At 74.3% G+C, this 15,730-nt stretch carries 14 protein-coding genes; 5 read left to right on the forward strand and 9 right to left on the reverse strand.

Features of this window, described 5'->3' with window-relative positions; genetic code table 11:
- Positions 1 to 52 precede the first annotated feature (52 nt).
- Both IR158_RS13075 and IR158_RS13080 read left to right on the forward strand, forming a co-directional pair.
- Positions 53 to 1,981, forward strand: coding sequence for a heavy metal translocating P-type ATPase (locus tag IR158_RS13075; RefSeq protein ID WP_291813705.1), 1,929 nt, complete (start codon positions 53 to 55; stop codon positions 1,979 to 1,981).
- Between the two features lie 215 nt (positions 1,982 to 2,196).
- A complete protein-coding gene (locus IR158_RS13080; RefSeq protein ID WP_291813707.1) occupies positions 2,197 to 3,189 on the forward strand; it encodes an SMP-30/gluconolactonase/LRE family protein in 993 nt (330 codons plus the stop codon).
- A gap of 42 nt (positions 3,190 to 3,231) precedes the next feature.
- On the opposite strand, the gene IR158_RS13085 is transcribed toward IR158_RS13080, so the two are convergent.
- Entirely contained in the window at positions 3,232 to 4,776 is a 1,545-nt protein-coding gene (locus IR158_RS13085; protein ID WP_291813709.1) for a CYTH and CHAD domain-containing protein, read from the reverse strand.
- A 256-nt stretch (positions 4,777 to 5,032) separates the two neighbouring features.
- On the opposite strand from IR158_RS13085, the gene IR158_RS13090 reads away from it, so the two are divergent.
- Complete coding sequence (locus IR158_RS13090; RefSeq protein WP_291813711.1) at positions 5,033 to 6,031, forward strand: hypothetical protein; 999 nt, start codon at positions 5,033 to 5,035, stop codon at positions 6,029 to 6,031.
- 49 nt (positions 6,032 to 6,080) lie between these two features.
- On the opposite strand, the gene IR158_RS13095 is transcribed toward IR158_RS13090, so the two are convergent.
- Positions 6,081 to 6,770 (reverse strand): response regulator transcription factor, encoded by a 690-nt coding sequence (locus IR158_RS13095; protein WP_291813713.1) that lies wholly within the window; start codon positions 6,768 to 6,770, stop codon positions 6,081 to 6,083.
- Positions 6,767 to 8,059, reverse strand: a complete 1,293-nt coding sequence (locus IR158_RS13100; RefSeq protein WP_291813715.1) for a histidine kinase — start codon at positions 8,057 to 8,059, stop codon at positions 6,767 to 6,769. The genes IR158_RS13095 and IR158_RS13100 overlap by 4 nt, the downstream gene beginning before the upstream one ends.
- A gap of 333 nt (positions 8,060 to 8,392) precedes the next feature.
- On the opposite strand from IR158_RS13100, the gene IR158_RS13105 reads away from it, so the two are divergent.
- On the forward strand, positions 8,393 to 9,541 hold the full coding sequence (locus tag IR158_RS13105) for a glutathione-independent formaldehyde dehydrogenase (protein WP_291813717.1): 1,149 nt from the start codon (positions 8,393 to 8,395) through the stop codon (positions 9,539 to 9,541).
- Positions 9,542 to 9,651: 110 nt separating this feature from the next.
- On the opposite strand, the gene IR158_RS13110 is transcribed toward IR158_RS13105, so the two are convergent.
- The 4 genes from IR158_RS13110 to IR158_RS13125 all read right to left on the reverse strand — a co-directional run bounded on the left by IR158_RS13110 (position 9,652) and on the right by IR158_RS13125 (position 12,747).
- Complete coding sequence (locus IR158_RS13110) at positions 9,652 to 10,614, reverse strand: type II CAAX endopeptidase family protein (RefSeq protein ID WP_291813719.1); 963 nt, start codon at positions 10,612 to 10,614, stop codon at positions 9,652 to 9,654.
- Positions 10,615 to 10,733: 119 nt separating this feature from the next.
- The gene (bsh, locus tag IR158_RS13115; RefSeq protein ID WP_291813721.1) at positions 10,734 to 11,681 is read right to left on the reverse strand and encodes a choloylglycine hydrolase; all 948 of its coding nucleotides are present in this window, start codon (positions 11,679 to 11,681) and stop codon (positions 10,734 to 10,736) included.
- A 97-nt stretch (positions 11,682 to 11,778) separates the two neighbouring features.
- Positions 11,779 to 12,225, reverse strand: coding sequence for a pyridoxamine 5'-phosphate oxidase family protein (locus IR158_RS13120; protein WP_291813723.1), 447 nt, complete (start codon positions 12,223 to 12,225; stop codon positions 11,779 to 11,781).
- 81 nt (positions 12,226 to 12,306) lie between these two features.
- Positions 12,307 to 12,747, reverse strand: a complete 441-nt coding sequence (locus tag IR158_RS13125) for a hypothetical protein (protein WP_291813725.1) — start codon at positions 12,745 to 12,747, stop codon at positions 12,307 to 12,309.
- A gap of 163 nt (positions 12,748 to 12,910) precedes the next feature.
- Here IR158_RS13125 and IR158_RS13130 point away from each other — a divergent pair, with 163 nt between their 5' ends.
- Complete coding sequence (locus tag IR158_RS13130; protein WP_366928442.1) at positions 12,911 to 13,318, forward strand: DUF1905 domain-containing protein; 408 nt, start codon at positions 12,911 to 12,913, stop codon at positions 13,316 to 13,318.
- Between the two features lie 19 nt (positions 13,319 to 13,337).
- On the opposite strand, the gene IR158_RS13135 is transcribed toward IR158_RS13130, so the two are convergent.
- Both IR158_RS13135 and IR158_RS13140 read right to left on the reverse strand, forming a co-directional pair.
- A complete protein-coding gene (locus IR158_RS13135) occupies positions 13,338 to 14,213 on the reverse strand; it encodes an alpha/beta hydrolase-fold protein (RefSeq protein WP_291813727.1) in 876 nt (291 codons plus the stop codon).
- Positions 14,210 to 15,253, reverse strand: a complete 1,044-nt coding sequence (locus tag IR158_RS13140; protein ID WP_291813729.1) for a S66 peptidase family protein — start codon at positions 15,251 to 15,253, stop codon at positions 14,210 to 14,212. Before IR158_RS13140 ends, IR158_RS13135 begins: the two co-directional genes overlap by 4 nt.
- Positions 15,254 to 15,730 lie beyond the last annotated feature (477 nt).

Raw genomic sequence — 15,730 nt, forward strand, 5'->3', positions numbered from 1 at the left:
GGCCTGCCTGTCCTTCGTGGCGGACCCTGTGCGAGGGGCGTACCACTGAGGTATGTCCGCTTTCCTTCGACGCCTGCTCGAGTACCCCGTCGTGCTCGCGACGCTCGGGGTGGCGACCGTGGGCGGCCTGCTCGAGGCGACCGGCAACGGCACGGCGGCCCGGTGGGTCGTCTCCCTGTACGCCGTCGGTGTCGCACTGCTCCAGGCCCGCGGCATGGTCGCGGACCTGCGGGCCGGGAACCACGGGATCGACCTGCTCGCGGTCACGGCGATCGCCTCGACCGTCGCGGTCGGCGAGTACTGGGCCGCGCTGGTCGTGTGCCTCATGCTGTCGGGCGGTGAGGCGCTGGAGGACTACGCGGCGGGCCGGGCCAAGCGCGAGCTGACCGGGCTGCTGCAGAACGCCCCTCGCACCGCGCACCGCCTGCGGCCGGACGGGCAGCCCGCCGACGTGCCGGTCGAGGACGTCGTGGTCGGGGACCGGGTGCTCGTGCGCCCGTTCGAGGTCGTCCCCGTCGACGGTGTGCTGGAGTCCACCGGCGCGACCCTCGACGAGTCGTCGCTGACCGGTGAGTCGCTGCCGGTCGAGCACGTGCGGGGCGACGGCCTGCTGTCCGGCGCGATCAACGGCGGCGACGTCATCGAGCTGCGGGCGACGGCCGCCGCGGCCGACTCGCAGTACCAGCGCATCATCGCGCTGGTGCGCGAGGCGCAGGACTCCAAGGCGCCCTTCGTTCGCCTGGCCGACCGGGTGGCGGTGCCCTTCACGCTCTTCGCGCTGGCGCTGGCCGTCACGGCCTGGCTCGTCTCCGGTGACCCGGTGCGCCTCGCCGAGGTGCTCGTCGTCGCCACGCCGTGCCCGCTGATCATCGCCGCCCCCGTGGCGTTCATGGCCGGCATGTCACGCTCCGCGCGCGCCGGGATCATCATCAAGGACAGCGGCACGCTCGAGCAGCTGGCCCGTGCCCGCACCGCCGCGTTCGACAAGACCGGCACGCTCACCTACGGGCAGCCGCAGGTCGCGCACGTCGAGGCCGAGGGCATGGCCCCCGAGGACCTGCTGCTGCTGGCCGCGGCTGTCGAGCAGTACTCGAGCCACCCGCTGGCCGCGGCCGTGGTCGCGCGCGCCCGCGACACCGGCCGGGCTCTGCCGCCCGCCGAGGACGTCGTCGAGACCCCCGCCCACGGGGTGCGCGGGACGGTCGACGGCCGGGTGGTCGTCGTCGGCAAGGCGGGCTACGTCGCGCAGGAGACGGGGGCCACGCCGGCGTCCACCGGTGACACCGGCATCCACGTCGCCGTCGACGGGCGGTTCGCCGGCAGCCTGACGCTCGCCGACGAGCTGCGCGCCGAGACGTCCGCGACCATGGCGGCGCTCCACCGTGCGGGGATCCGCACGACGATGATGCTCACGGGCGACGGCGAGCAGGTCGCCCGCCGGATCGCGACCGAGGCCGGGATCGACGACGTGCGCGCCGAGCTGCTGCCGCAGGACAAGGTCGACGCGGTCCGCTCCGCTCCCCAGCGCCCGGTGATGATGGTCGGCGACGGCGTGAACGACGCGCCCGTGCTGGCCGTGGCGGACGTCGGCATCGCGATGGGCGCCCGCGGCGCGAGCGCGGCCAGCGAGTCCGCGGACGTCGTCATCACGGTCGACGACCTGTCCCGCGCGGCGCGCGCCGTGCAGATCGGCCGGCGCACCGTGCGGGTCGCGTGGCAGTCGATCGGCATGGGAGTCGGCCTGTCCGTCGCGCTCATGCTCGTCGCCGCCACCGGCAGCCTGCCGGCGCTCGCCGGCGCATGGCTGCAGGAGGCGGTCGACCTCACCACGATCCTGTGGGCGCTGCTCGCGGTGCGCGCGAGCCGGGCCGAGCAGGCCGAGACGGCACGGATGACGGCCGACGTGGCGCGCTCGCGCGCCGACCTGGAGCGCGCGTCCTCGCACACGGGGCTGCCCGCCCCGGCCCCGCGGGGCGCCTGACCTCCGAGGGACGAGCCCCGGCGGGCGCCGGCGTGATGCACTCCCCCTCGCCGAGCGCCCGAGGCCCACGGGTCCACGAGGGTCTGGCACCCACGCCGAGGCGGTCCCTACAGTGGGCCGGGCGCCGGTTCGTCCCGATCGTCACGGTGCACCCAGGGGTGTCGGCGGGGGCCCGCGCCCGCTGGGACGGACGCCCCCGCCGAAGGGGTACACCCATGCGCCCAGTCCTCACCACCACACTTGCCACCGTCGTGGCCCTGACGCTCGTCACCGCCGGTCCGGCCGCCGCGCACGACGCACCGGCGCACGAGCGGCACCGTCCCGACCGGCCGACGACGTACCTGCTCGACCCCGTCGGCCCCGCCGCCGACGACATCTACCCCGAGGGCATCGCCACCCGGGGCGACGAGTTCTACGTCAGCAGCACGACCGACGGGACGATCTACCGCGGCGACCTCGACGAGCCGACCGCCACGCCGTTCCTGCCGGGCGGGCAGGACGGCCGCGTGGTGGCGGCCGGGCTGAAGGTCGACGGCCGGACGCTGTTCGTCGCGGGCGGCCCCACGGGGCTCGTCTGGGCGTACGACCTGCGGACGCGCGAGCTGACCGGGTCGTGGCAGGTCGTGCAGGACGGCACTCCGACGTTCGTCAACGACCTCGCCGTCAGCCCGCGCGGTGACGTGTACGTCACCGACTCCATGCGCCCGGTGCTCTACCGGATCGCCGCCCGCGAGCGCACGACGACGGGCACGGAGCTGCTGGAGCCGGTCGTGTCGTTCGAGGGCACCGACTTCACGTACGACCAGGACGTCAACGCCAACGGCCTCGTGGTCTCGCGCGACGGGCGGACCGCGGTCGTCGCGAAGACCCGCACCGGGCAGCTCTTCCGCGTCGGGCTGACCGACGGGAGCGTCGAGCTGATCGACCTGCGCGGCGGGTCCGTCGCCGGTGACGGGCTGCTGCTCGACGGCAACCGGCTGCTCGCGTCCGAGTGGACGGCCGACCCGCAGTCGGTCGTGACCGTGCGCCTCGACCGGGACCTGCGGTCCGGGACCGTCGTGTCGCGCACGACCGACCCGTCGTTCGACGACCCGACGACCATCGCCCGCGCCGGGCGCGACCTGCTCGTGGTGAACAGCCAGTTCGAGACGCGGTCGGCCGGCGGGACGCCGGAGCCGTTCACGGTGTCCCGCATCCCCGTCCCCTGAGCCGCGGGGCGGGCGGCCCGGGGCCGCCCGCCCGAGGGACGCTCAGCGCAGCCAGCGGCGCAGCCGCTTGCGGCTGGCCGCGGCCCAGACGGACGGCAACCGGCCCTCCGCCTCCCGCGCCCGGACCTCTTCCAGGGCGTGCAGCCGACCGTAGGTGAACGCGGCGGCCGGGTCGGTCGTCGCCTCGGCCCGCTCCCGCAGGTGGGCTCGCAGCACGACCGTGTCCTGGTACTCCCCCAGCGCCTCCTGCATGCTCTCCATCGCCGCGGCGAAGGCGACGGCCTCGGCACCGAGGACGTCCCCGGCGAGCTCGGCCGCGTACCGCGTGCGCTTCGCGGCCTTGCGGGCGTCGTGGAGCAGACGAGTGCGCTCCTGCGGCTCTGCCGTCGCCCTCGCGCGCTTCATGAGCCGACGCACGTCGGCGTACTCGGACGCGATCCCGCGCCGCAGCGCCTTGCCCGCCGGCCGGTGACCCCGCTCCGTCGTGGGTGGAGCGGCCACGAGCGCCCCGAGGGTGTCGAGCACGCGGTCGTACCGGTCGCCCTCGAGTGCCCCCAGCATCGCCGTCCGGGCTGCGGCATGGGCGGACCGCGCATCCGTCTCGGCCGGACCGGGCCCGATCGCGGTGTCCGCCGACCCCGCCACGAGGGCCTCGCTCACCCGGTCGCTCACGACCTCGGCATCGCGGACCTCGCCCAGGACCCCCGCCAGCCACCGCAGCTCGTCCCGCAACGGCTCGACGACGTCCGGGTCGAACCCCGCGCGGAACGTGGCCAGGGCGCTGCGCGACCTCCGGGTCGCCACGCGCATCCGGTGGACGCTCCCGGGCGCACCCAGCCGGACCAGGAGGTCCTGGGACCGGATCTGCTCGAGCTGGCCCGCCAGGTAGGCCACGACCACGTTGCTCGTCGAGGGCTTCCTGGCCGGGCTGCGGCGCGGGGGACGTCCGTCCTGCTCCGCGGGTGTCCCGAGATCCAGGACGCGGGCGAGCTCGGAGGTGGTCGACTCCTCGGTCGGACCACCCTCGCCCAGCGCACCGACGACGGCGGCCAGTCGCTCGTCAGCCCCGTCCGGCGCCCTGACCGTGACCTCGCGCCACGTCACCTCGGCGCCGGCGGCCTCACCGGAGCCGTCGACCGGCAGGATCCGACGGGCGCTGACGCGGTCGTCCACCAGCTCGAGGACCTCCCGGTCCGTCGGGTCGAACACCCGGTGGACGGTGCGTCCGGTCGTGACCCTGGCGACCGCGGCGAGTGGCCGGCCCCCGGTGCGGGCCCGCACCAGCCGCTGCATCTGGTCGGGCACGGCGCTCCCGGCCCGCCCGGGCGGCAGACGGACCTCGCCGGGCCCCGGCGCACCACCCGGGACCTGCAGGTACCAGCCGCCACCCTCTCCCCCGACGCGTCGACGCAGGGTGATCCCGTGCCGGGCGAGGACCAGGTCCGCCGTGTCGACGTACGTGGTGCGCAGCACGTGCTGCTCCGGCTCGCCGCTGATCAGCGGGAGGGAGTCGTCCGCAGACGCGGCGAGCACGGCGAGGCTCGGCAGGTCGTGGCCGTCATCGACGGAGAGCTTCACCTCGGGCACGTCCCCGTCATACCGGAGAACCGCCGCGGCGGCTCGGCGAACGCGCGCTCGACGCGGCATCGCCGGCGTGGTCCGACCGGCCGCACGGGCTGGGCGTCCCGCCTGATCGGCCCCTCGCCGAGCGGTGGCACGCGAACGGACGCCGTCCCTACAGTGGGCTCGGCGCCGATTCGTCCTGATCGTCACGGTGCACCCAGGGGTGTCGGCGGGGGCCCGCGCCCGCTGGGACGGACGCCCCCGCCGAAGGGGTACACCCATGCGCCCAGTCCTCACCACCACACTTGCCACCGTCGTGGCCCTGACGCTCGTCACCGCCGGTCCGGCCGCCGCGCACGACGCACCGGCGCACGAGCGGCACCGTCCCGACCGGCCGACGACGTACCTGCTCGACCCCGTCGGCCCCGCCGCCGACGACATCTACCCCGAGGGCATCGCCACCCGGGGCGACGAGTTCTACGTCAGCAGCACGACCGACGGGACGATCTACCGCGGCGACCTCGACGAGCCGACCGCCACGCCGTTCCTGCCGGGCGGGCAGGACGGCCGCGTGGTGGCGGCCGGGCTGAAGGTCGACGGCCGGACGCTGTTCGTCGCGGGCGGCCCCACGGGGCTCGTCTGGGCGTACGACCTGCGGACGCGCGAGCTGACCGGGTCGTGGCAGGTCGTGCAGGACGGCACCCCGGCCTTCCTCAACGACATCGCCGTCGGGCCCCGCGGCGACGTCTACGTCACCGACTCGTCGCGCCCGGTCCTCTACCGGATCGACGGCCGCGACCGCAGGACGACGGGCACCGAGCTGCTGGAGCCGGTCGTGTCGTTCGAGGGCACCGACTTCACCTACGACCAGGACATCAACGCCAACGGGATCGTCATCTCCCGCGACGGACGGTACGCCGTGGTCTCGAAGCCCCGGACGGGCGAGCTCTTCCGCGTCGGGCTGAAGGACGGCAGCGTCGTGCGGATCGACCTCGGCGGCGCGTCGGTGGCCGGCGACGGCCTGCTGCTGGACGGCCGCACGCTGCTCGCGGCCGAGTGGACCGCCGGGCCGCCGCAGTCCGTCGTCAAGGTGAGGCTGGACCGGGACCTCGCCTCCGGGACCGTCGTCTCCCGCACGACGGACCCCACCTTCGACGACCCGACGACGATCGCCCGCGCCGGGCGCAGCCTGCTCGCGGTCAACAGCCAGTTCGAGATCCGGTTCGGCGGTGGGGGGACGCCGGGGCCGTTCACGGTGACGCGGATCCCGGTCCCCTGAGCCGTCGGGCGGGCGGCTCACGGGCCGCCCGCCCGACGACGCGGCCGGGTCAGCCCCCGACCGTGTCCACGATCCCGTTCTGGTACGCCCACACCACGGCCTGCAGGCGCGACTTCACGCCGAGCTTCGGCATCGCGCGGGCCAGGTGCGACTTCACGGTCGACACCTCGAGGAACAGCTCGCGCGCGATGTCCTCGTTGGACATGCCCTGCGCGAGCAGCAGCAGGATGTCGAGCTCGCGCGGCGAGAGCAGCTCGCTGGCGCGGGCCGCGGTCACGGGCTGCGTCCGGCGGCGCGTGACGACCTCCCGCAGGACGCGCCGCGTCAGCTCGTTGGCGAGCATGCCGTGCCCGGCGGCGACGGTCCGCACGGCCTCCACGAGCGTCGCGGGCTCGGCGTCCTTCAGCAGGAACCCCGACGCACCGGCCTCGAGCGCACCGAACAGGTACTCGTCGACGTCGAAGGTCGTCAGCACCAGCACGGGGATCGGGTCCTCGACGTCCGGACCGCACAGCAGGCGCGTCGCGGTGATGCCGTCGGTGCCGGGCATGCGGATGTCCATGCACACCACGTCGGGCCGCAGCTCGCGGGCGAGCTCGACGGCGGTCGCGCCGTCCGCGGCCTGGCCGACGACCTCGATCCCGGGCTCCGTCGCGAGCATCGTGGACAGCCCCATGCGGACCAGCACCTGGTCGTCCGCGACGACCACCCGCAGGCTGCCACCGGTGTCCTGGCTCATCGGCCCTCCTCCTCGCTCGTCGTCGGCTCGTCGGGGAGGGCCTCGGGCACGGCCGTGGGGACCGCCAGCGTGACCTGCCACCCGCCCTCCAGGGTGGCCCCGTAGCGCAGCGTGGCACCCGTGAGCTCGGCACGCTCCTGCATCCCGACCAGACCGTAGCCCGGGTCGTGGTGCGCGGGCACGTGCCCTGCAGCGGGCCGGCCGTTGCGGACCACGACCTCGACGCGGCCCTCGTCGCTCGCGTCGAGCCGCACCTCGCACCGCGCCCCGGGCGCGTGGCGGGCGACGTTGGCGAGCGCCTCCTGCACGACGCGGTACGCCGCGAGCTGGGCCAGGGGACCGACCGCACCGGACGCGGCGAGCTCGCTGACGGGCCCCGTCGTCGTGAGCGACACCGGCAGGCCGGCCGCCTGCGCACCGGCGACGAGGTCGTCGATCCCCGCCAGGGTCTCCATCCGCACCGGACCCCCCGGCTCCACGGGTGCGTCGACGTCGCGCAGCAGCACGACCAGGTTGCGCAGGTCCCGCAGCATCGCGGTGCTCTGCTCGCGCACCTGCGCCACCGCGACCTTGGCGCCCTCCGGGTCCACGTCGATCTGCCGGCCGATCGCGCCCGTCATCACGGCGATCCCCGAGAGGTGGTGCGCCGCGATGTCGTGCAGCTCGCGCGCCATCGCCGTCCGCTCGCGCTCGACCGCCACCTGCACCAGGGCGTCCCGCTCGCGGTCCTGCGCGTCGGCCGTGGCGGCCAGGGCCGTCAGCGCGTCGTGCCTGGCGGCGACGACGCTGCCCAGGACGAACGGCAGGCCGACCGCCGCCACGCCCTGCAGCAGACCGGCGACGACCACGATCCAGCCCTCTCCCCCGCTGCGGACGGTGGCGGCGGCCACGCCTGCGGCGACCAGCGCCGCGGCGCCCAGCAGGGTCGGGAGCAGGCGCCGCGCCGGCCGGGCGAGCACCGCCCGGTACGTCGCGACCATCACCGTCACCAGCCCGACACCGATCGCGTCGCCGCCCACGACGAACATCGCGGGCACGCCGGCCGCGACGGCGAGGAGCGCGGCACGCGGGTGCCGGCCCAACCCCGCCAGCGCGACCGCCTGGAGCGAGAGCACGGCGGCCGCCCACCACCACACGGCGTCGCCGAGGCCGGGGACACCACGGGAGGTCTGGGGGTCGGCCTGGATGATGACCACGGAGGCCGCGAGCAGCGCGAGGGACAGCACCCAGCACACCACCGGCACCACGTCCGCCGGCCGGCGGCGGTGCGCAGCGGGAGCCTCGGTCACCGACGTCACGATAGACGCGCAGGCTCGGGCAGGGGGCCGAGATCGTGGACGGGCTGCCGCCGCGAGGGTGCCGGTGCGGCGACGTCACTCATCGGGCTCCTCCCCGTCGGAGTCGTGCTGGCATGACCCCAACCTAGGAACCGGAGGGGTGCGGTCGCGCCCGGCGCAGGGACGAACCGTCCGCGTTGCATCGAAGGATGCAGGCGGCGGGTCTCTCCCTCGAGGTGCGACCCCCGCGGCGGGTGCCCACCATGGACGGGCGCCCGCGACCCGGTGCGCGGTGGGAACAGCCGCCGCACGGGGCTGGCACGGGCCCGCACACCAGGGAGCACCATGCGAGCAGTCGTCTACCGAGGCCCCCACCAGGTCGAGGTCACCGAGGTGCCGGACGCGAGGATCCAGGAGCCGACGGACGCCGTCGTCCGCATCACCACCACCAACATCTGCGGGTCCGACCTGCACATGTACGAGGGCCGCACGAGCGTCGAGGAGGGCAAGGTCCTCGGCCACGAGAACATGGGCGTCGTCGAGGAGGTCGGCCCGGCAGTCACCCGCATCAGGGTCGGGGACCGGGTCAGCGTCCCCTTCAACATCGCCTGCGGCACGTGCCGCAACTGCCTGCAGGGCTGGACGTCGTACTGCACCCGCACCAATCCGACCGAGGGGATGGACGGTGCGGCGTACGGGTACGCGAACATGGGCCCGTACGACGGCGGCCAGGCGGAGTACCTGCGCGTGCCCTTCGCCGACGTGAACCTGCTCGAGCTCCCCCCGGGGACCGAGCACGAGAAGGACTTCACGATGCTGAGCGACATCTTCCCGACCGGCTGGCACGGCACCGTGCTCGCGGGCCTGCAGCCCGGGGACGACGTCGCCGTGTACGGCGCGGGACCGGTCGGCCTCATGGCGGCGCACAGCGCGCTCATCCGCGGGGCGGCGCGCGTCTTCGTCGTCGACAAGGAGCCCGACCGGCTCGCGCTCGCCGGCAAGATCGGGGCCGTGGGCGTCGACCTGGCGGCGGGCGACCCCGTCGAGCAGGTCCTCGACGCGACGCAGGGCAGGGGCACCGACTGCGGCGTCGAGGCCGTCGGCTACCAGGCGCACGACCCGTCGGGCGAGGAGCACCCCGAGCTCGTGCTCGACAACCTCGTCAAGACGGTCCGCTCGACGGGCGGCATCGGCGTCGTCGGGGTCTACGTGCCCCAGGACCCGGGCGCGCAGGACGAGGGCGCCCGCGAGGGCCGCATCGGGTTCGACTACGGCACGTTCTTCACCAAGGGCCAGCACATGGGCACCGGCCAGGCGCCCGTGATGCGCTACAACCGCCAGCTGCGCGACCTGATCGTCGCCGGGCGCGCGACGCCGTCGTTCATCGTCTCGCACGAGCTCGGGCTCGACGAGGCCGTGCGCGGCTACGACCAGTTCGACAAGCGCGTCGACGGCTGGACCAAGGTGCTGCTGCACCCGGGGCAGCGGACGTGAGCGCGGCGGCGAGCCGGGGGTAGGCGGCCGACGAGCCGGCAGCACGCAGCAGACCGCCGGGCGACGTGGTCGCCCGGCGGTCTGCTGTGAGCACGATGCTCGATCACTCGTCAGGACAGCCGCGCCGCCTCGAGGGGCTGCGGGGCCTCGACGGTGCCGATGGTCGGCTCCGCGGCCGGCTCCGGCTGGTAGCCCAGCTTTCCCCGGGTGGCCACGATCGTGACGATCGTTCCCACGCCCGCCATCAGCAGCAGCGTGCGCTGGATCATGTCGAAGTTCTCGCCGATGGCCGGGAACATGTCGCCGATGAGGACGCTGGCGAAGGTGTTGATGCTGACGTGCAGGAGCATCGCCATCGGCAGGCTCTGCCCGGTGCGGTTGAACACCCAGGTCATGACGACGTTGAACAGGACGCAGAAGAGGATGAAGCCCAGGGCACGGGACACGTGGAAGCTGTCCGAGTGACCCCACCCGGTCGCGAAGAGCGGCAGGTGCCAGACGCCCCACAGGACACCGATGCCCACGGCCGCGGGCAGTGCTCCGAAGCGGCGCTGCGCCCGGGGGAGGGCGAAGTCGCGCCAGCCCGGCTCCTCGGCGAGCCCGGTCGTCAGGACCTGCATCACGAGGTAGGGCAGGTACGCGACGAGGGCCGCCATCGGCGGTGCCTGCACGTCACCACCCGTGATGACCAGCGCCGACAGCAGCACGGCTGCGGGGGTGCCGACGAGGATGCCGACGTACCAGCGCCAGTTGACCTTCCACTTGGTCAGCCGCTTGACCCAGGCGCGCACACCGGCACGGCCCTCGGTGACCGCGGTGACGAAGAACGCGGCGCCGATCGGTCCGAGGAACGCGCCGGGCAGCATGAGGAAGAGCTGGTAGCCGCCGGTGCCGCCGGGCACCTGGATGTCCCAGATCCCGAGGCCGTAGGGCGACAGGACCAGCGGGATCCAAGCCAGCCAGCTGGCGGCGAGCGCCAGCACGACGAACGCCAGGAGCGGACGGCGCCGGACGGCGTCCAGCAGCCCTCCGCGCTTGGCTGGTGAAGCTACGTGTTCCGTGACGGTGCTCATCGGAGTGTCCTCTCGTCGAAGCCGGTGTGGCATGACTCGACGTTAGGAATCGGACACCCCGTGCCGCGCCGGGCGGACGGTGCAACGCCTGCTGTTGCATCGAAGGATGCAACAGCAGCTCAGACGACGACGAGCTGCGTCCCGTCGGGCGAGCGGTCCGCCAGCGCGACGCTCTTGACGGCCGGGTCGTCGTAGGTGTTCCAGTAGTAGGTCGCGGTCCTGGAGGAGAAGAGCCCGGTGTAGATGGTCTGCTCGAACTCCCCCGAGCCCATGGCGGCGCACCCGTCCACCATCGCGACCTGCTGCAGCGTGTGGAACGCGCGGCTGACGTTCTCCTCCTCGCTCGTCTTGGTCGGGTAGTGCTCGTTGACGTAGGCCGCACGGACGAACCGGGACGGCGAGTAGTAGTCGCCGGGGATCCCGCGCATGTGCGAGCCGGACCCGAAGGGGGCCAGGCGCGCCCTGCCGAGCTCGTACACCTCGGGGAAGTCCGGCGACGTGTTGAGGTAGTTGCGCAGGTTCTCGTGGTGCCACATGAACCCCGGCTGGTTGGCGAGCACGTCGACGTCGTCGTCGAAGACGTGCATGCCGTCGGGCGTGTACTCCACGACGATGGCGCGCTGCGCGTCACCGATGATCCAGTGCAGCAGCGAGCTGGGGTACTTGTCGTTGATCGGCCGGTCGACGATCGCGACGTCCGCCAGCGCCGCCTCGACCTCGTCGACGCTCGAGAACTGCGAGGCCACCCACAGCGGGAACTCGAACGCGGCGACGTTGGTCTTGCCGTCCACGGGCCCCGCGGCGTACGACGCGTACCCGGGGAAGTTCAGCCCGGCGACGGCCAGCCCGGCGTCGTTGCCGGCGTCGAAGTACAGCGGCGTGTCCTCCTCGACGATGCCCATGCCGATGACGGCGTGCCGGATGCTCGGCACCGCCCCGAACGGCGACCGCGTGCTGTACCCCGTGGGAGTCACCACCACGCGTTCCCCGTACCCGCTGGTCCAGTCGAGGTTCCGTGCGAGGTAGAGGTTGCCGTTACCGTCCGTGAACCTGATGCCCGTGCACATGGTGCCCCCCTGTGGTCGGCCGGACGCCCGTCGTCCTGAGCGCCCGCTACAGAGCCATGCTGCATCCGACCGTGGCATCCGGCACGGCGAGGCCGTCTCAGTACGCGTAGCGGCCGACGTGCTCCGGGTGCAGGACGAGGCGGACCTGGTCCTCGGCCAGGATCCCGTCGAGGTCCCGTGCGCGGGCCGGGTCGGACAGGTCCCAGTAGCGGGCCGCGAGGCGCGCGGCGAGCTCATGGGCGCCGTCCTGCTCGACCGTCACCCGGCCCGACACCGACACCCAGTGCTCACGCTCCCCCACGGGCGCGGCCACGACGACCGACGCGCGCGGGTCGCGGCGCAGCCGGCGCACCTTCAGGGTGTCCGGACCGGTGAAGAGCTGGACGGTGCCGTCGCCCGCGAGCTCGAACCACACGGGACGCGGCTGCGGCGGCACGGGCCCCGACGCGACGGTGAGGAACCCGTGCAGCGGACGACGCAGGAGCTCGACGTCGGCGGGGGTCAGGAGCGTGCCGGGGCTCGGGGAGCGGGTCTCGTCGCGCATCGTCGGTCCTCCACGGTCGGTCGTGCGGGTCGGTCGTCCGGGGTCGGTCGTGCGGGTCGGTCGTGCGGGGCGCGCGGTCCGTCAGGCGCGCACCGCGAGCAGGAACTGCCCGCCGCCCGGCTCCACCTGCGTCGTCACGGCCAGGTCGGGGGCGAACCGCGACAGCCGGTCGACCAGCCACTCGGCGGCCTGGTCGGCGTCCGCACGGCTCGGGCAGCGCGCCACCACCTCGCGCCCGCCCTTGCGGCGCAGCCGCTCGACGGTCTCCGCGATGGGCGCGGGGTCGACGACGAACAGGTCCGGCGACCACGCGACGACCGGCTTGACCGCTCCCTTGCGGGTGTTGCAGGCGCGGTGGGCGAGCCGCTCGGTGCCCGCGGCCGCCTTCTTGGACTTCGCCACGGCGCCCGCGTCGACGCTCGGGCCGAGGTCGGAGTTCACCGACGCGTCGGGGTCCACGGGCTCGTCGCACAGCCAGCAGCGCCAGGAGTCCCGGTCACCGACGTCGCTCAAGTTGCTCATGCGCGCACGGTAGCCTCCCGGCCGCGTCCGGCGGGGGCGGGCACCCGGCCCACCCCCGCACGGTTCACGTCAGGACCGCGGCCGGTGCGGCACCCACAGGACGCCGCGCGGGTTCTGGACGTCCCCGGTCCCGCGTGTCAGCGGGCGCTGCCATGCTCGACGGGTGGAGCTGCGGTTCGGTGGTGAGGTGATCTGGTGGCGCGGCCCGGCGCCGTACCACTTCGTCGCGCTCCCCGACCCGGAGGCGGCACGCCTGCGCGTCGTCGCGTCACGCGTGACCTACGGGTGGGGCTGCGTGCCCGCGACGGTGACGCTGGGCGGGACCACGTTCACGACGTCGATCTTCCCCAGGGACGGCGGCTTCATGGTCCCGCTCAAGGTCGCGGCGCGACGCGCGGAGGGGGTCGAGCTCGGGGACGACGTCCGGCTCCTCGTCGTCGTGGGCGACCCGGACGACGTGCCGCAGGACGTCCCGGACGACCGGGCCGCGACGGCCCCACGGCCGCCCGGGACCGTGCGCCACGACCCCGCGGACGACGACGACTACTTCGACCCGGCGGCCGGGCGCTGACGCCCCGGCTCGCGCGAGCTCACGGCGCGGTCGGCGCCCCCGGTTGCAGCACCCACCGCAGCGCGTCGGGCAGCAGGACCCCGCCGTGGTTGACGCTGTGCCCGCCGTCCCCGACGACGAGGCGGACGTCGTACCCGGCCTCCGCGAGCGCGGCGGTGGTCCGCAGGTTCTCGGCGAACCAGTTGCGGGTCGGCGCGTCCCAGTTCAGGTCGCGGTGCGCGGCCTGCAGGAAGACCCGCAGCGGCTTCCTGGCGGCGCGCGGGATCAGGTCGGGGTACGGGTTGCCGCCGGGCATCTGCGCGAAGCTCGACAGGAAGCCCACGACCCGGCGGAACCGGTCCGGGCGCAGCCACGCCGCGGTGAAGGCGGCGTCGCCCCCGCTGCTGCCACCGCAGACGCCCCACAGCTCGGGGTCGTCCGTGACGGAGTACCGCGCGGTGACCAGCGGGACGATCTCGTCGAGCAGGAACGTGGCGTACCGGTCGTCGAACGCGTCGTACTCGACGTTGCGGTTCTTCGGCTGCGCGCCGCCCACGACGACGCCCGGGTCGACGAAGACGCCGATCGTGCACGGGATCTCACCGCGGTGGGTGAGGTTGTCGAGGACGACACCGCCGCGGACCTCGCCGTCCGGGTCGAGGTACCACCAGCCGTCGTTGAAGACCATGAGCGCCGCCGGGCGCGCGGCGTCGTAGCAGGCGGGGACGTGGATCCACACCTTGCGCGACGTCCCCGGGTAGCCGGTGCTGGACGACCAGTCCAGCTCCACCGTGGTGCCCGCCGGCACGTGGGGGTGCGGCTCGGAGTCCGGGCCGTGCGCGTAGCGCACGTCGGACAGGTCGACGGGCAGCGGGCGGTACGGCACCGGCGCGGGCACGGCCTCGGACGGCCTCACGCGTACGACGCCGTCACGGTCCGGGTGGCCCCGTCGAGCGTCATCCGGCCGCCGTACGGCACGATCCACTGCGGCCGGGTGTGGCCGAACGGCAGGCCGACGCACACGACGGCGTCCGGGTTGTACCGCGTGACCTCCGCCACGACGGCGTCGCGCTGCGCCACGCGTCGGGCCGCCCGCTGCTCGGCGTCGAGCCGCACCTCGAAGCCGGTCACCGGCGGGCGCGCGACGCACACGCCCGCGACCGCCGCGAGCAGGCCGCGCTCGCCGAGCGACCGCACCCAGCGCTGCACCGTCGCCGCCGGCGGCAGCTCCTCGCTGGTCTCGAGCAGCAGGATCGCGCCCTCCAGCGCGGGGGTCGGCGGGAACCGGTCGGCCAGCGCGAGCCAGTCGAGCACCTCGAGGCAGCCGCCCCACGTGCGTCCGGTCACGGACCGGGCCGGGCCTGCCCACGTCCACGGCTCGGTCGGCTCGCGCTCACCGTGCTCGGTCAGGGCACGCGGGTCGAGCCAGTCGTGGCCGAGGTCCTCCGACTCGCCCGGCTCCGTGATCGTGAGCGTCTCGCCCGTGAGCAGCGCCGCCCGCAGCGACGCGAGGTGGACGTCGTCGACCGCCGGCCCGGGGCCGAGGTGCACCTGGGTCGAGCCGCCGTAGAAGCCGGCGACGCCCTGCTGCCACAGCCAGCTCAGCAGGTTCGTGTTGTCGCTGTAGCCGAGGAACGGTTTGGGGTCCGCGCGCACGGCGTCGGCGTCGAGGTGGGGCACCACGAGGATCTGGTCGTCCCCGCCGATCGTGGCCAGCACGGCACGGACGCTCGGGTCCGCGAACGCGGCGTCGAGGTCCCGCGCCCGCGCCTCGGGTGAGGCGCCGAGCTGCCTGGTCGTCGGGTACTCGACGGGCACGAGGCCGGTCGCCTCGACCAGGCGTCGCATGGCCTGCTCGTGCACGGCCGGGGCGAACCCGGGCGCGGCGAACGAGGGCGAGACCACGGCGACACGGTCACCGGGGACGAGCTTGGGCGGCGCGACGAGGGACGGCACCGGCCCACCCAACCAGCCCCGGCCGCGCCGGGGCGAGGTGAATCGGTCGCGAGCGGGCCGCACCGTCGCAGGTGGACCAGGTGGCGGTGCTCGCACGACGTCCTGGTGAGTCAGCGCACCAGCCGCACCGACGCACGGAGAGAGTCAGTCGGTGGTGTCCGGGCCGGACGACGCGTCCCTGCCCGCGTTCAGCTCCTCGTCGGTATGAGGGCGAGGCTGGCCCGGCCGACGAACAGGCCCGGACGCTTCCCGACCCAGGCAAGCGCCTCCCGCTCGCTCAGCGCCGACGACAGCGGCCGGTAGGACTGCGGCCGCTCCGGCCACAGGGCACCGGCGTCAGCCCGCGTACACGCCGGGCACGCCCGCGGCGAGCTCCACTCGAACAGCGCGCGGTAGACCTCGTAGCGTGACGCGTCGATCCCGCACAGCGTCGTGCCGTCGGCCGCGGCGTGCTCGACCTCGGCACATCCTGCCCGT

This window comes from Cellulomonas sp., assembly GCF_015234515.1.
In the GTDB taxonomy this organism is placed as follows: domain Bacteria; phylum Actinomycetota; class Actinomycetes; order Actinomycetales; family Cellulomonadaceae; genus Cellulomonas.

What these genes read in the sequence shown, in the direction of transcription:
- IR158_RS13075 (WP_291813705.1), top strand. Translation starts at nt 53, where the DNA reads ATGTCCGCTTTCCTTCGACGCCTGCTCGAGTACCCCGTCGTGCTCGCG.
- IR158_RS13080 (WP_291813707.1), top strand. Translation starts at nt 2,197, where the DNA reads ATGCGCCCAGTCCTCACCACCACACTTGCCACCGTCGTGGCCCTGACG.
- IR158_RS13090 (WP_291813711.1), top strand. Translation starts at nt 5,033, where the DNA reads ATGCGCCCAGTCCTCACCACCACACTTGCCACCGTCGTGGCCCTGACG.
- IR158_RS13095 (WP_291813713.1), bottom strand. Translation starts at nt 6,770, where the DNA reads ATGAGCCAGGACACCGGTGGCAGCCTGCGGGTGGTCGTCGCGGACGAC.
- IR158_RS13105 (WP_291813717.1), top strand. Translation starts at nt 8,393, where the DNA reads ATGCGAGCAGTCGTCTACCGAGGCCCCCACCAGGTCGAGGTCACCGAG.
- IR158_RS13110 (WP_291813719.1), bottom strand. Translation starts at nt 10,614, where the DNA reads ATGAGCACCGTCACGGAACACGTAGCTTCACCAGCCAAGCGCGGAGGG.
- bsh (WP_291813721.1), bottom strand. Translation starts at nt 11,681, where the DNA reads ATGTGCACGGGCATCAGGTTCACGGACGGTAACGGCAACCTCTACCTC.
- IR158_RS13120 (WP_291813723.1), bottom strand. Translation starts at nt 12,225, where the DNA reads ATGCGCGACGAGACCCGCTCCCCGAGCCCCGGCACGCTCCTGACCCCC.
- IR158_RS13125 (WP_291813725.1), bottom strand. Translation starts at nt 12,747, where the DNA reads ATGAGCAACTTGAGCGACGTCGGTGACCGGGACTCCTGGCGCTGCTGG.